The sequence below is a fragment of the Actinomycetota bacterium genome (assembly GCA_035640355.1).
In the GTDB taxonomy this organism is placed as follows: Bacteria; Actinomycetota; UBA4738; order UBA4738; family HRBIN12; genus CALGFI01.
On the sequence record DASQWI010000017.1, the window covers coordinates 63,749 to 79,113 of the forward strand.

The 15,365-nt window shown below is 69.2% G+C and carries 13 protein-coding genes and 1 tRNA gene; 10 read left to right on the forward strand and 4 right to left on the reverse strand.

The annotated features are described in order from the left end of the window. Position 1: 1 nt before the first annotated feature. From xdh to VFA08_08930, 8 genes are read left to right on the forward strand one after another with little or no spacing between them, the layout of a single operon-like run. Positions 2 to 2,611 (forward strand): selenium-dependent xanthine dehydrogenase, encoded by a 2,610-nt coding sequence (gene xdh / locus VFA08_08895; GenBank protein ID HYZ13705.1) that lies wholly within the window; start codon positions 2 to 4, stop codon positions 2,609 to 2,611. A gap of 10 nt (positions 2,612 to 2,621) precedes the next feature. After that, the gene (locus VFA08_08900) at positions 2,622 to 3,971 is read left to right on the forward strand and encodes an amidohydrolase family protein (GenBank protein ID HYZ13706.1); all 1,350 of its coding nucleotides are present in this window, start codon (positions 2,622 to 2,624) and stop codon (positions 3,969 to 3,971) included. After that, positions 3,968 to 5,005 (forward strand): LLM class flavin-dependent oxidoreductase, encoded by a 1,038-nt coding sequence (locus VFA08_08905; protein ID HYZ13707.1) that lies wholly within the window; start codon positions 3,968 to 3,970, stop codon positions 5,003 to 5,005. The genes VFA08_08900 and VFA08_08905 overlap by 4 nt, the downstream gene beginning before the upstream one ends. After that, positions 4,996 to 5,889, forward strand: a complete 894-nt coding sequence (locus tag VFA08_08910) for an FAD binding domain-containing protein (GenBank protein HYZ13708.1) — start codon at positions 4,996 to 4,998, stop codon at positions 5,887 to 5,889. The genes VFA08_08905 and VFA08_08910 overlap by 10 nt, the downstream gene beginning before the upstream one ends. 19 nt (positions 5,890 to 5,908) lie before the next feature. Further along, positions 5,909 to 6,388 (forward strand): (2Fe-2S)-binding protein, encoded by a 480-nt coding sequence (locus VFA08_08915; GenBank protein HYZ13709.1) that lies wholly within the window; start codon positions 5,909 to 5,911, stop codon positions 6,386 to 6,388. Beyond that, entirely contained in the window at positions 6,385 to 7,734 is a 1,350-nt protein-coding gene (locus VFA08_08920) for an 8-oxoguanine deaminase (GenBank protein ID HYZ13710.1), read from the forward strand. Before VFA08_08915 ends, VFA08_08920 begins: the two co-directional genes overlap by 4 nt. After that, on the forward strand, positions 7,731 to 10,118 hold the full coding sequence (gene pucD, locus VFA08_08925) for a xanthine dehydrogenase subunit D (protein ID HYZ13711.1): 2,388 nt from the start codon (positions 7,731 to 7,733) through the stop codon (positions 10,116 to 10,118). The genes VFA08_08920 and pucD overlap by 4 nt, the downstream gene beginning before the upstream one ends. An 8-nt stretch (positions 10,119 to 10,126) precedes the next feature. After that, entirely contained in the window at positions 10,127 to 11,119 is a 993-nt protein-coding gene (locus tag VFA08_08930) for an ornithine carbamoyltransferase (protein ID HYZ13712.1), read from the forward strand. Between the two features lies 1 nt (position 11,120). Here the strand turns inward: VFA08_08930 and VFA08_08935 are convergent, their stop codons facing one another. Next, positions 11,121 to 13,094, reverse strand: coding sequence for an acetoacetate--CoA ligase (locus VFA08_08935; protein ID HYZ13713.1), 1,974 nt, complete (start codon positions 13,092 to 13,094; stop codon positions 11,121 to 11,123). Positions 13,095 to 13,187: 93 nt separating this feature from the next. Here VFA08_08935 and VFA08_08940 point away from each other — a divergent pair. Further along, a tRNA-Gln gene (locus VFA08_08940) sits at positions 13,188 to 13,258 on the forward strand. Between the two features lie 14 nt (positions 13,259 to 13,272). Here VFA08_08940 and VFA08_08945 read toward each other — a convergent pair. Next, positions 13,273 to 13,911 carry a hypothetical protein gene (locus tag VFA08_08945; protein ID HYZ13714.1) on the reverse strand — a complete coding sequence of 213 codons (639 nt, stop codon included), beginning with the start codon at positions 13,909 to 13,911 and terminating at the stop codon, positions 13,273 to 13,275. An 83-nt stretch (positions 13,912 to 13,994) separates the two neighbouring features. Between VFA08_08945 and VFA08_08950 the strand changes: the two genes are divergently transcribed. Further along, entirely contained in the window at positions 13,995 to 14,306 is a 312-nt protein-coding gene (locus VFA08_08950; GenBank protein ID HYZ13715.1) for an HU family DNA-binding protein, read from the forward strand. Positions 14,307 to 14,331: 25 nt separating this feature from the next. Here VFA08_08950 and VFA08_08955 read toward each other — a convergent pair whose 3' ends face one another. Further along, a complete protein-coding gene (locus tag VFA08_08955; GenBank protein HYZ13716.1) occupies positions 14,332 to 14,538 on the reverse strand; it encodes a hypothetical protein in 207 nt (68 codons plus the stop codon). A gap of 22 nt (positions 14,539 to 14,560) precedes the next feature. Beyond that, entirely contained in the window at positions 14,561 to 15,205 is a 645-nt protein-coding gene (cofC, locus tag VFA08_08960) for a 2-phospho-L-lactate guanylyltransferase (GenBank protein ID HYZ13717.1), read from the reverse strand. Positions 15,206 to 15,365: the final 160 nt, after the last annotated feature.

The window sequence follows — 15,365 nt, forward strand, 5'->3', positions numbered from 1 at the left end:
CGTGGACTTCACGCTGAACGGGAGCGCGGTGTCGGTCGACGTTCGTCCGGGCGCGAGCCTCCTCGACGTGCTCCGCGAGGACCTGGGTGTTACCTCGGTGAAGGACGGGTGCGCGCCGGAGGGCTCGTGCGGCGCCTGCACGGTGCTGATCGACGGCAAAGCCGTCGTCTCGTGCGCGCAGAAGGCCGAGCGCGCGGCGGGGCGTCAGGTGATGACACAGGAAGGTCTCCCACCCGAGGAGCGCGACCGGTGGGCGGACGGGTTCGTCGTCTCCGGCGCGTCGCAGTGCGGGTTCTGCTCGCCGGGGATCGTGATGAAGGCCGAGGGTCTGCTGGCGAAGAACCCATCACCGTCACGCGAGGAGATCGGACGCTCGCTCGCCGGAAACCTGTGCAGGTGCACCGGGTACATCAAGATCGTCGACGCGGTCGAGATGGTCGCGCGGTCGCGTCTCGGCGAGCCGATGCCCCACCCGGACCTGTCGGGCCGGATCGGCTCGCGCACCGCTCGCTACCAGGGACGGGAGTTGGCCCTGGGCGACAAGCCGTACGTGAACGACCTGTCTGCGCCCGGGATGCTGCACGGCGCGCTCCGGTTCTCCGACCACCCCCGAGCGCGCGTGGTACGGATCGACGCCGGGCGGGCTCGCGCGCATCCGGGCGTCGTCGCGGTGCTACTGGCGGGCGACGTCCCCGGTCAACGCGTTCAAGGCGCGATCACCAAGGACTGGCCGCAGATCGTCGCCGAGGGCGAGATCACGCGGTACGTCGGCGACGTCCTTGCGGTCGTGGTGGCAGAGAGCCGCCACGACGCCCGCGAGGCCGCCGAGCTCATCGACGTCGAGTACGAGGTGCTCGAACCGGTCACGGATCCGTTCGAGGCGCTGGAGCCCGACGCGCCGCGACTGCACGAGAGCGGCAACGTGCTCTCGACGTCGATCGTTCGTCGCGGTGACGTCGACGCAGGGCTCCAACGCTCGACCCACGTGCTGACCGAGACGTTCCGAACGCAGTTCATCGAGCACGCTTTTCTCGAGCCCGAGTCGGCCCTCGCGGTTCCCCAGTCCGACGGCACGCTGCACGTCTCGTCGCAAGGTCAGGGCGTCTGGGAGGACCGGCATCAGATCGCGTCGTTCCTGGGCTGGCCGGAGGAGCGCGTGCGCGTCACGCAGGTCGCGAACGGGGGAGCGTTCGGCGCAAAGGAGGACCTGAACGTGCAGTGCCACGCGGCGCTCGCCGCCGTCGCCACCGGCCGTCCGGTCCTGCTCACGATGAGCCGCGCCGAGAGCATCCGGTTCCACCCCAAGCGCCACCCGCTGACGATGACGTACACGGTCGGGTGCGACGACGAAGGGCGTCTGACCGCCGTGCGGGCTCGGATCGTCGGAGACACCGGCGCATATGCGAGCGTCGGCGACAAGGTGCTCGAGCGCGCTGCGGGACACGCCTGCGGCGCCTATCGGTTCGACGCCGTCGACATCGAATCGACGGCTGTCTACACGAACAACCCGCCGGCCGGCGCGATGCGTGGGTTCGGCGTGAACCAGGTGGTGTTCGCCATCGATGGGATGCTCGATCGCCTCGCCGAGCGCGTCGGGATCGACCCGTGGGAGATGCGCTGGCGGAACGCGCTCGACGTCGGCGAGCCGTTCGGAACCGGACAGGTGCTCGGGGAGGGCGTCGGGATCAAGGCATGCCTCGAGGCCGTGCGGGACGAGTACCGCGACGCGAAGCACGCAGGGATCGGCTGCGGCGTGAAGAACACCGGCATCGGCAATGGGCTGATCGAACGGGGGCGGGCGATCCTGCGAGCCGAGGTCGACGGCACCGTGACGTTGTTCCACTCGTGGACCGAGATGGGGCAGGGGGTGCATACGGCGCTCCTGCAGATCGTGTGCGAGGAGCTCGGCCTCACCGCCGATCGGGTGCACGTCGTCGTCGACACGATGCGGGAGCTCGACACCGGTCAGACGACGGCGTCGCGTTCGACCGTGCTGGGAGGGCGCGCGATCCAGCAGGCCGCGACCGCGTTGAAGGCGGAGCTGAACGGCAACCGCATCGAGGACCTCGCCGGGCGAGAGTTCCACGGCGAGGTCGTGGTCGACTGGACGAACAAGCCCGGCGAGGACGTCGCGAACCCCGTCACCCACTTCGCGTACTCGTGGGCGGTGCAGGTGGTGATCCTCGACGACGACGGAAGGATCGAGAGGGTCGTCGCCGCCCACGACGTCGGTCGGGCGATCAACCCGACGCTCATCGAGGGGCAGGTTGAGGGCGCCGTGCACATGGGCCTGGGATTCGCGCTCACCGAGGAGTTCGCCGTCGAGGGAGGGTTCCCCTCGACGAACACGCTCAAGTCGCTGGGGATCATCCCGGCGCCTCGGATGCCCGACGTCGAGACGATCGTCGTCGAGGTCGCGCAGCCCGAAGGACCGTACGGCGCGAAGGGCGTCGGCGAGATCGGTCTGGTCCCCACCGCAGCTGCCGTCGCCGGCGCGCTGAAGGCGTTCGACGGTCGGTGGAGAACGCAGCTGCCGATGCGCGACTCCGCCGCGGCGGTGGCCCTCGTGCCGAAACTCGCAGGGAGCGCCCGCCGCATCGAGACCGAGTGAGTCCCGCGGGGTGAGCATCGTTCTGCGGGGAGGCACCGTCGTCACGTCGCTCGACCCGCCGTCCCTCCGACCGACCGACGTCACGGTGGTGAACGGACGAGTCGCGGCCGACGGCGGTACCGAGCCCGGGGCCGACTCGATCGATTGCACCGGCTGCTTGGTGATCCCGGGCAACGTCTGCGCGCACCACCACCTGTACTCGGCGCTCGCGAGGGGCATGCCGTACCGGCTCGAGCCACCCCAGGACTTCCTGCAGGTTCTCCAGCGCGTGTGGTGGCGCCTCGACCGGGCACTCGACGAATCGTCGATCTTCCACTCGGCGTTCGTCGGCGGTGCCGATGCCCTCCTCGCCGGGACCACGACGATCGTGGATCATCACGCCTCACCGAACGCGATCGACCGGTCCCTTGAATGGCTGGACGGTGGGCTGCGCGGCCTCGGCGCCCGAAGGATCCTTTGCTACGAGGTCACCGACCGCGACGGGCTCGATCGAGCGGCCGCCGGGCTCGAGGAGACGCATCTGCGACTGAAAGAAGACGCGTCGGCGGGGCACGTGGAGCCGCTGCTCCGAACGATGGTTGGTGCGCACGCGTCCTTCACGCTGTCCGCGGAGACGCTCCACGCGTGTGTGTCGCTCGCCGACGAGTTCGACGTCGGTATCCACGTCCACGTCGCCGAGGACGCGGTCGACGAGCGGGACAGCGAGGCCCGCTTCGGTCGACGCGTGATCGAGCGCCTCGCCGACGCCGGCGCGCTCTCCGACCGCTCGCTGCTCGCCCATTGCGTGCACGTCGACGACCGCGAGATAGCGCTGATCCGAGAGACCGGGGCGTGGGTCGCTCACAACGCTCGCTCGAACATGAACAACCGCGTGGGCCGCGCACCCGTGGGACGGCTGGGCGACCGCGTGGCACTGGGGACCGACGGGATCGACGGCGACATGTTCGCCGAGTCGCGCGCCGTCTACTGGCGGGGGCGCGAGGACGACCCTTCGATCACCCCCCCGTGGGTGCTCGGACGCATGGCGGCTGGAGCGGCGTTCGCCGGGCGGACGTTCGACGAGCCGCTCCTCGGCCGCATCGAGCCCGGCGCGCCGGCCGATCTCGTCGTTCTCGACTACGATCCGCCGACGCCCCTGACCGCTGAGAATCTCGCGGGGCACTGGATGTTTGGGCTGTCGGCTCGAGACGTCCGCGACGTGGTCGTCGGCGGCTCGGTCGTCGTTCGCGACCGGAGGCTCGTCCACACCGGCGAGGCCGAGCTACGCGCCTTCAGCCAGGCGACCGCCCAAGAGCTGTGGCGGCGGATGGACGACATCGAGGAACATCCGTTCGCGCCGACCGGGGGCGCTGCGCGGTGAGCGGGGCGGAAGGACGTATCGCGCTCTACCTGCAGGACAAGCACCCCATCCGCGACGGGATCCGTTACGTCCGTCGAGCGGAGGCGCTCGGGTTCGAGGCCGTGTGGCAGGCCGAGAGCCGCCTCGTCCGCGAGGCGACGGTGCCGATGGCCGCGTTCGCCGCGACCACCTCGACGATCCGCGTCGGTTCGGGCGTTGTGAACTGCTGGACGCGAAACGTCGGCCTCATGGCGTCGACGTTCATCACGCTCGACGACCTGGCGCCCGGACGGATCTTGTTGGGGATCGGCGCCTGGTGGGACCCGCTCGCGTCCAAGGTCGGCATCAGGCGCGAGCGGCCGCTGAGGGCGATGCGCGAGTACGTCGAGGTGCTTCGCCGGTTGATCGCGATGGACAACGTCACGTTCCATGGCGAGTTCGTCGACGTCACCGACATCCAGATCGACATCGTGCACGGCGATCGGTCGCCCAGGCAGATCCCGATCTACCTCGGCGCGACGGGGATGAAGATGATGGAGGTTGCCGGCGAGATCGCGGACGGCGTGGTGCTGAACTACCTGGTCAGCCCGACCTACAACGCGGAGGCGATGGCGCGCCTCGCGGATGGAGCGGCCCGGTCGGGGAGGACGGTCGAGGACATCGACCGTCCGCAGCTCGTCGTGTGCTCGCTCGACGACGACCGGGAGGTCGCGCTCGATCGCGCGCGCGAACTGGTCACTCAGTACCTCGGTCAGCAGCCGCACATCGGCAAGGCGAGTGGGGTCGACCAGTCGCTGCTCGACGATATCGCAGAGGAGCTCACGTGGCCGGCGACGCCGGAGCAGATCCGAAAGGCCATGGCGCTCGTTCCGGACGAAGTCGTGCAGATGCTCACCGCGTCGGGGACCGCCGACGAGTGCCGGGCGAAGGTGCGAGAGTACGTCGCGTCGGGATGCACGAGTCCGATCCTGTACCCGCTCGGTGACGACGTGGATGCCATGCTCGAGACGTTCGCGGGGGGCGTTCGCTCCCGCGAGGAAGGCGGGTGGTCCTGAGCGTGGACGTCGTTCTTCCCCGCACCCTCGCCGAAGCGCTCGAGCGCCGTGCGGCGGAACCCGAGTCCGTCCCGATCGCCGGTGGCACGGACCTCATGTTCGAGATCAACTTCGACAAGATCCGGCCGCAGACCCTGATCGACGTGTCGCATCTGCGCGAGCTCCGCGAGTTGCGCTCGGACGGCGACGGCCACGTATTCCTCGGCGCGGGTGTGACCTACTCGCGCATCCTCCGCGAGCTGCCGCACCAGCGCGCGCTCGCGCAGGCGTCCCGAGGCGTTGGATCGCCGCAGATCCGGAACGCCGGCACGATCGGCGGGAACCTCGGAACCGCGTCACCGGCTGGTGAAGCGCTGCCCGTGCTCGCCGCTCACGATGCAGAGATCGGTCTGGTCGCGGGCGATCGCGAACGGTGGTTGCCGTGGAACGAGTTCCTCGTCGGCGTGAAGCGCACGACGCTCCAGCCCGACGAGCTGATCATCGGCGCGCGCTACCGGGCGCTGTCCGGGCCGCAGTCGTACTCGAAGGTCGGAACGCGCAACGCGATGGTCATCTCCATCGCGATGCTGTGCTTCGCCATGGACCCGCCCAGCCGAACCGTGCGCGTTGCGCTCGGCGCCGTGGCACCGACGGCAGTGCGGGCGACCGACGCGGAGACGTTCCTGGCCGCCGAGCTGGAGCGGGCCGGCGCGTGGGACGAACTCACGGCGCCGGTGCCCAACGACGTGGCCGATGGGTTCGCCGAACGCGTGGTCGCGGCGGCGACGCCGATCGACGACGTGCGCGGCACCGCCGCGTACCGCCTGCACGCGCTTCGCGTGCTCGCTCGCCGTGCGCTGGGATGGGCGATGCAGGAACGGGCCGACGAGGCGATGGTGTCGTGATCGCGGGACGACGCTGACCATGCTCGTCCGCGTGAACGTGAACGGCGAGTGGCGCGAGGCTGACGCGTGGGAGGGCTCGAGCCTGCTGTCGTTCCTCCGTGACGAGCTGCACCTGCCGGGTTCGAAGAACGCGTGCGAGCAGGGAGAGTGTGGTTCTTGCTCGGTCTGGCTCGACGGGACGCTCGTGTGCGCATGCCTCGTCCTCGCCGCGCAAGCGCAGGATCGCGAGGTCCGGACGGTCGAGGGGCTTGTCGACGGCGATGCGATGAACGACGTCCAATCGGCGTTCGTCGAGGCAGGCGCGGTGCAGTGCGGATTCTGCACGCCGGGCTTCGTCGTCGCCGTGACCGACCTGCTCGATCACGACCCATCGCCGGACGAGATCGCGGTGCGCGAGGCGCTCTCGGGCAACCTGTGTCGGTGCACCGGCTACCAGAAGATCCTCGACGCGGTGAGCCTCGCCTCGCAGCGACGTCTGGGCGGAGAGCGATCGGCGTGACGCGGCTGCTGATCGAGTCGTGCGAGGTCGTCGTCACCGTCGACGACGCGAGCACCGAGATCGCCGGCGGATCGATCCTCGTGGAAGACGGCATGATCGCCTGGGTCGGAACCGGCGATCCACCGGTGGAACCGGATCACCGACTGGACGGGCGAGGCACCGTTGCCACGCCCGGTCTGGTGAACACGCATCACCACCTCTATCAGACGCTCACGCGCGCCCGCGCTCGCGACAAGGGACTGTTCGGGTGGCTCGTGGACTTGTATCCGGTCTGGGCGCGCGTCGACCAGGAGTGGGAACGCGCGGCCGCGCGCGTGGGGCTCGCGCAGCTCGCGCTGTCGGGATGCTCGACGACGACCGACCATCATTACGTCCATCCCGCAGGCGCGGGCGACCTGCTCGCCGTGGAGATCGACGTCGCGCGCGAGCTCGGCGTCCGCTTCCACCCCTGCCGCGGGTCAATGGATCTCGGGGAGCGGGACGGCGGGTTGCCGCCCGACAGCGTGGTCGAGACCACCGACGACGCGCTCGCCGCTTCGGAGGAGGCGGTGCGGCGGTTCCACGACCCCTCGATCGGTTCGATGGTGCGGATCGCGATCGCGCCGTGCTCACCGTTCAGCGTGACGGAACGGTTGATGCGAGAGAGCGCTGACCTCGCGCGGCGGCTCGGCGTCCTCCTGCACACGCACCTCGCCGAGACGCAGGACGAGGAACGATTCTGCCTGGAGCGGTTCGGCCGCCGGCCGCTCGAGCTGATGGACGACTGGGGATGGCTCGGCCCGGACGTGTGGTTCGCACACGCCGTGTACCTCGACGAGAAGGACGTGCGCCGCGTCGCGGACACCTCGAGCGGCATCGCATCGTGTCCGTCGTCGAACCTCCGGCTCGGAGCGGGCATCGCGCCGGTGCGTTCGCTCGTCGACGAGGGCACTCGGGTCGGCCTCGGCGTCGACGGTCCGGCCTCCAACGAGGCGAGCGATCTGTTCGGCGAGATCCGTCAGGCGATGCTCGTGTCGCGCGCGACGGGTCCGGAAGGCGGCCTCAGCGAACGCGAGGCGTTGCGGCTGGCAACGCGTGGCGGCGCCGACGTTCTCGGGCGTGACGACGTCGGTTCGATCGAAGCAGGCAAGCGCGCGGACGTCGCGCTGTTCCCGGTCGACGGCCTCGAGCTTGCCGGCGCGTCGGACGTCGTCGCCGGTCTGTTGATGGGTCGAACGCAACGCGCGCGTCATCTATTGGTCGAGGGGCGGTTCGTCGTTCGGGATGGGCGACTGGCCTCGGCCGACCAGGACGAGATCGCACGGGAGGGGCGCCGGGTGGCCCAACGGGTCGCGAGCAAAGCATGAGCCGCCGAACGCTCGAACGCACTCGTGGAACCGTCGGCGAGAGCCTTGGCCGCGTCGACGGTGTCCCCAAGGTAACCGGCGCATTCGCGTACGGCAGCGATCTGTGGCACGACAGGATGCTGTGGGGTGCGACGGTTCGAAGTCCTCACCCGCACGCGCGCATCGAGTCCGTCGACATCGCCGACGCGGTCACGAGCCCCGGCGTTCACGCCGTGCTGACGCACGACGACGTTCGAGGGAAGAAGACGTACGGACTCGAGTTCGCCGACCAGCCGGTGCTCGCCGACGATCGTGTGCTCTACGTGGGGCAGCCAGTCGTCGTCGTCGCCGCCGAGACGCTCGAGCTCGGCAAGCGCGCGGCGGACAAGGTGCGCGTGCGGTACGAGGTGCTCGAGCCTGTGCTGGACATGGAGCACGCGCTCGATCCGTCCGCGCCGAAGCTTCACGACTGGGGGAACGTGCTCCGGCACCTCCGCATCGAGCACGGCGATCCAGACACCGAGGCCGAGGTGTGGGTGGAGGGGTACTACGAGACCGGGATGCAGGATCAGGCCGCGCTCGGTCCGGAAGCGGGTCTGGCCATCCCCGCGGAGGACGGCGGGATCGAACTGATCGTCTCGACGCAATGGCTTCACGTCGACCGACGCCAGATCGCGCCGGCGCTCGGCCTTCCCGAGGACAAGGTGCGGATGACGCTCGGCGGCGTGGGAGGGGCGTTCGGCAGCCGGGAGGACGTCCACATGCAGATCCACGCCTGCATGCTCGCCCTGTACACGGGGCGCCCGGTGAAGATGTCGTACGGGCGTGCGGAGTCGTTCCTCGGCCACGTCCACCGTCATCCCTCGCGCGTGTGGCTCCGCACCGGGGCCGATCGTGACGGCAGGCTCGTCGCCGTTCGTGGCCGCATCCTGATCGACGGCGGCGCGTTCGCATCGTCGTCGAGCGCGGTCATCGCCAACGCGACCTCGTTCATGACCGGGCCGTACGAGGTGCCGAACGCGCTCCTCGAGGGAACGGCCGTGTACACGAACAACCCGCCGTGCGGCGCGATGCGGGGATTCGGCGCGCCGCAGGTGTGCTTCGCGCACGAGGCGAACCTGGACAAGCTGGCGCGCGAGCTCGGCCTCGATCCGATCGAGCTGCGGCTGCGGAATGCCGTCTCGCCCGGATCGGTGCTGCCGACGGGACAGGTCATCCGGGGAAGCGCACCGTTGCGGGAAGTGATCGAGGCGGCGCGAGACGCTCCGATGCCGCCCGAACCCGACCCGCCTCGCATGCGCGATCCAATGACGTTCCCCGGTGGCGCCGGCAACGTCGGCCACGGAGAGGGGATGAGACGCGGCGTCGGGTTTGCCGTGGGCTACAAGAACGTCGCGTACAGCGCCGGCTACGACGATTTCCACCAGGCCCGGGTGACGCTCTCGGCGGGCGAGGACGGCCCAGTCGCGGTCATCCATACCGCGGGCGTCGAGTGCGGCCAGGGGTTCTCGACGATCGTCACGCAGGTCGCGCGGACGGAGCTCGGCGTCGACCACGTCGTCCTGCACGCCGCCGATACCGCGGTCGACTCGGCCGGATCGACGTCGGCGTCGCGTCAGACGTTCATGGGTGGGGGAGCGGTACAGTTCGCGTGTCGCGCAGTCGCCGAGGAGCTCTTCGCCAGGGCCATCGCGCACGTCCAACCCGAAGGTGAGCTGTCGCTCGCGGACGGTCAGGTGCTCGCGGGCGGCGTGCCGGTCGCCGACGTTGGAGACCTGCTCGCCGAACCGATCGTCGCGACGCGAACGTTCCACCACCGTGACACGACCGATTTCGACGACAAGGGGCAGGGCGACATCCACGTGATGTTCACGTTCGGCGCGCAGCGCGCGGTCGTCGACGTGGATACCGAGCTCGGTCTGGTCAAGGTCGTGCAGCTCGCCTCTGCGCTCGACGCCGGCCGATCCATCAACCCTCAGGGCGTCGAGGGACAGAGCGAGGGCGGCAGCGCGCAGGGGCTCGGGCTCGCGGTGATGGAGGAGATCCAGCTGCGCGATGGCGCGATCGCGAACGCGTCGTTCACCGACTACCTCATCCCCACGACGCTCGACATGCCGCCGGTCGAGACGAGGATCGTCGAGGATCCCGAGCCCGGCGTCCCCTTCGGTGCGAAGGGCGTGGGTGAGACGTCGACGATCGTCTCCACGGCTGCGGTGGTCGCCGCGATCCGCGATGCGACGGGGCGCGAGCTCAACCGGGCTCCCGTGCAGCCGGACGACATCGTCGGGCTCCGCGAACCGTCGCGGCGCGACTGTCCCCCGGTCCCCGACGTGCCGGGCCAGGAAGCCGTGCCGAAGTACTTCGGCGTCGAGCTCGGACAGGAATCCCTGACGCCCAAGGAGTAGGCAACCACGTGGATAGGAAGACGCTCCGGGGACGCGACTACATCGAGACCCTCGACTGGACCACCGAGGAGATCGACGAGTCGATCGGGCTCGCCGGCGAGCTGAAAGAGAGCTTCAAGCGAGGGAACCCGCATCGCCTGCTCCCGGACAAGACGCTGTTCATGCTGTTCTTCGACAAGAGCACTCGGACGCGGAACGCCTTCGAGGCCGGCATGACGCAGCTCGGCGGACACGCGCACTTCCTGGATGCCGACAAGACGCAAGTGGCGCACGGAGAGAGCCCCAAGGACATGGGCATCATCCTGTCGCGCTACGGCCACGGTCTGGCGATCCGCCACGACCTCATCCCGTACGAGGGGAACGCGTTCATGCGCGAGGTTGCGCGTTGGGCGGAGGTCCCGGTGATCAACCTGCAGTGCGACGTCGACCATCCCACGCAGACGCTCGCCGACCTGATGACGATCCGTGAGAAGCGCGGCGACGAGCTTCGCGGTCTTCGCGTCGCGGTGTCGTGGGCGTACGCGCCGAGCTACGCGAAGCCGCTGAGCGTTCCTCAGGGCCTCATCTCCCTGCTGCCCCGGTTCGGGGTGGACGTCGTGCTCGCGCACCCGCCGGGGTTCGACCTGATGCCGGAGGTCCGCGCTCGTGCCGAGGAAGCGGCCCGGGCGGGCGGTGGCTCGATCAGGGAAACCGACGACATGGACGCCGCGTTCGATGGTGCCGACGTCGTGTACCCCAAGTCGTGGGGACGGCTCGATCTGTTCACCGACGAGGGCGCCGCGCTCGCCGATGCGAAGCGGTACACGGACTGGATCTGCGACGCGCGAAGGATGTCGCTGGCGAACGACGACGCGCTGTACATGCACTGTCTCCCCGCCGACAGGGGCTTCGAGGTGACCGACGAGGTGATCGACGGGCCGAACTCCGTCGTCTACGACGAGGCAGAGAACCGCATGCACACGGGCAAGGCGCTGATGGCGCTCACCATGGCGTCGAGCTGATTCAGCGCTTCCTGCGTTCGCGGCTGAACTCGGCGAACACGCGGAGCGCCTCGGGGTTGGCGAGCGCGTCGGGGCTCGCCACGTCTTCGGGGTTCGCGCCCAGCAGGATCCGCTTGACCGGCACCTCGAGCCGCTTGCCGCTCAGCGTCTTGGGGATGTCGGGCACCGGGATGATCTCGTCGGGGACGTGTCGCGGCGAGAGCTGCGTTCGGATCTCGTTCTTGAGACGTGCGCGAAGCGCCTCGTCCAGGTCGCGGCCCTCATCCAGGACCACGAACAGAACGAGCTCGCCCTCAATGCCGAGCTCGCCGGTATCGACCACGAGGCTCTCGCGGATCTCGGGGAGCGCTTCGACGACGCGGTACAGCTCAGAGGTGCCGACGCGAACACCCTGACGGTTCAGCGTCGCGTCCGAACGGCCGTAGATGACGCAGCTGCCCCGTTCGGTGATCTTGATCCAGTCGCCGTGGCGCCACACGCCCGGGTACACGTCGAAATAGCTGTCCCGGTAGCGCGCGCCGTCGGAGTCGTTCCAGAACGAGGTCGGCATCGACGGCATGGGTTCGGTGATCACGAGCTCGCCCACCTCACCGATCACGGATCGGCCCTCGGTGTCGAACGCCTCCACCTTCGCACCGAGACACCGGCACTGGATCTCGCCGGTGTACACCGGAAGGAGTGGACAGGATCCGACGAACGCAGTGCAGAGGTCCGTTCCGCCGCTGATCGATCCCAGCCACACGTCCGAACCGACCGCGTCGTACACCCACGCGAAGCCTTCCGGCGAGAGCGGCGACCCCGTCGAGCCGATCGCCCGCAACGCGGCGAGGTCGGCGATCGTCTTCGGATCGAGCCGCCGCTTCATGCACGCGTGCAGGTACGGCGCGCTCGTCCCGAAGTACGTGATGCCGGTCTCCGCGGCGAGCCGCCACAGCGCACCGACCCCCGGATGCGCCGGCGCGCCGTCGTAGAGCACGATGGTCGAGCCGACCAGAAGGCCGCCGAGCAGGAAGTTCCACATCATCCAGCCCGTCGTGGTGAACCAGAAGAACCTGTCGTTCGGCCCCAGGTCGAGGTGGAGTGAGAGCGACTTCAGGTGCTCGAGCAGGATCCCGCCGTGCCCGTGCACCATCGCCTTCGGCAGGCCGGTGGTTCCGGACGAGTACAGGACCCAAAGCGGATGGTCGAACGCGACCGGCTCGAACGCCGGAGGCGCCGGCTCGGACATCACGTCCGCCCAGCGCGCTGCCATTTGTGCATCGCTGAGGTCGGGATCGTCGCGGAGGGTCGGAACGATCACGACATGCTCGAGACCGGGCAGCTTGCGCGCGACGTCCGTTACCACGGAGAGCCTGTCCTGTTCGCGCCCGCTGTAGCGATAGCCGTCGACGGCGAGCAGCACCTTGGGTTCGATCTGGCGGAATCGGTCGACGACCGCCCGAGGCCCGAAGTCCGGCGAGCACGACGACCAGACGGCCCCGATGCTCGCGGCCGCGAGGAATCCGATCGCCGCCTCGACCCCGTTGGGCAGGTATGCCGCCACGCGGTCGCCCGGACGCACCCCCAGTCGCCGCAGCCCCGCGGCCGCCGCCGCCACGCGTTCGGCGACCTCCGCGCGCGTGAGGTCGAGCGCGAACCCGTCCTCGCGCCGGAACAGGATCGCCGGCCGATCGTCGGGACCCGCCAGCGCGTTCTCCGCGTAGTTGAGCCTCGCGCCCTCGAACCACCGAGCGCCCGGCATGTGGCGCTCGCTCAGTATCGATGTGAACGGCTCGTGCGCCCGGACCGCAAAGAACTCCCAGAGGGAAGACCAGAACGCGTCGAGCTCGGTGACCGACCACCGCCAGAGCCCGTCGTACGAGTCGAAGGCCAGACCGCGTTCCTCGTCGAGCCACCGTAGGTAGCGCGTGATGTTGGAGTCCGCGACGAGCTCATCCGAAGGACGCCACAGCGGCCGGCCCTCTTCGACGCTCATGGGATTCCGTCCAACGCGATCCAGACCGGCACGAGCGTACTCACGGCCGCGCCGTTCCGCGGCGCCCACGACGGGTAGGATGGCTCGGATCGTTGGCGGGTCGTCTAATGGCAGGACGCCAGGTTCTGGCCCTGGAAGTTGGGGTTCGAGTCCCTGCCCGCCAGCAAGCGAACCGGATCTATGCTTCCCCGCCCGTCACCGGGAACGCGTTCAATCCCGGCGGAACCTCCGCCCGGAACGACTCGAGGATCCGCATGAAGTCGTCGCGTTCCGCGTCCCACCCGCCAGGCGGGAACACAGCGATCAGGATGTAGCCCGTCCCGTCGCTACCGAGCGTGAACGCCATCGCGGCGGACGCAGCCACTGCTCCTTCGTTCACGATGTCGGCGACGAGCAGGCGCGCCTCGAGACCATCCATCCGCACGCCCTCGTCGATCTGGACGTCGACGGACGGTTGGCCGGTCAGCAGCAACAACCCCATGTGGTCGAGATCGTCGAACTCGGCGGTCGTGAGGGCGAACGCGCGATAGACGGTCTGGTCCGGCGCCTCGGTCTGGGAAGCATCGAATGCCGCGCCACCGCCGAACGCGCTCTGCGGCTCGGGGCTGGGGAGCGGCGGCGTCGAGATCACGCCGGTCAGGAAGGGAGGACCTTCCCCGCCGGTAGACGGCGGCGTCACCGTGATGTCGTTGGCGGCTGGGAGATTGGTGGTGAACAGGCCGCGAGGATCGTAGTAACGAGCGAACTCGCGGCCGTCCTCGCCCGAGCACGCGGCGAGCGTTATCGCGACGGCCAGGGCGGCGAGCGAGCGTCTCACGTTCATGTCATCGTCGCACGGCCCACGCCCATTGACCACGGGGAGCGCATCTCGTTACGGTGCAGGGGACGGGGGAGGCGAGCATGAACAAGAGCGGACTCGTCGCGGAGGTCGCGAAGCGCACCGGGGCGAGCAAGGCGGACGTCGCCCGGGCGATCGACACGTCGATGGACGTGATCCGCGAGACGGTCGCTCGCGGCGACAGGGTCTCACTCGTAGGGTTCGGCACGTTCGAGCGCAAGCGCCGCAACCGCCGGATCGCCCGCAATCCCCGGAAGCCGCTCACGCCGATCGTGGTCCCCGCGCGCGATCTCCCGTGGTTCACCGCGGGCAAGGAGTTCAAGGAGATGATCGCGGCCAAACGCCGGCGATCGACGTCTAGGCGTTCGAGCTAGGCCGTCCCCGGACTCGGCGTGCGGCTCAGAACGTGACGAGCCGGAGCGTGCGCGCGACCTTTCGACCGGCCTCCTCGACGAGGTCGAACCGCACGCGTTGACCGATGCGCAGGTAGAGGATTCCGCCGCCCTCGATCGACGTCGCGTCGATCGAGACCTCGGTCCGGTCGTCCAGGAGCAGCGAGCCGTCGCGCGTTTCCGGGTTGAAGTGCCTGATCGTTCCCTGCGGCACCGTTCCTCCTCGTCCCGCGCTGCTACGCGATGTTCCGAAGACGTTCGGGAAGATCCATCTGCAGACAGACCTCTCGCGTTCGTCCCCTCCGCCCGTTCGAGAGCAGCGTGAGGATATCGCTCGGCGTGTCGAGATCGAACTCGAGCTCTGTGCGTTCGATCACCGAGACGGGGAGGCCCCGCTCTGCCGCGAGCTCCATGTGCCGGTGGAACGATTCCGGTCCGAACCGAGCGGGGATCGCCCGCGGAGGCCGTCGCAACAACAGGCTCGTTCCGTTGCCGTCGCCCGAACGCGCCAATACGACCGCCCCAAGCGTTCGGAAGGCGTCGTGCAACGCCTCCGGTGTGACGAGCGGGAGGTCCCCCGGAAGGATCGTCAGCGCGTCGGCCTCCACGTCCTTGGCCAGGACCTCGACCTGTCGGATGGCGTTCGCCAGGGACGACTTCGTCTCGGCGATCGCGCGCACGCCGCGACGGGCGGCAACCTCGAGCGCGACCTCGTCCGGGGACACGATCCACGTCTCCCAACCGGGAACCTCTTCGGTCGCATCGAGGACGTCCTCGAGCATCGCGAGGGTCAAGGCGCCACGTTCGAGCGCGGACAGCTTCGGCGCGAGACGCGTCTTCGCGCGCGAGAGCGACTTCACCGGAACGGCGACCACGCGCATTCGGAAAGGCTAACGCCTCCACCGCGCCAACGCCGCCCGCGGCAGGCGCGCGGTGAAGCGTTCTCGGAACGCGATAGCATCGCGCGACCGGGGCTCTGGGGAGCACAGTGAGCGAAGCGAACGTCGTGCGAACCCCCGGTTCCAGACGAGGTGGCGCCAA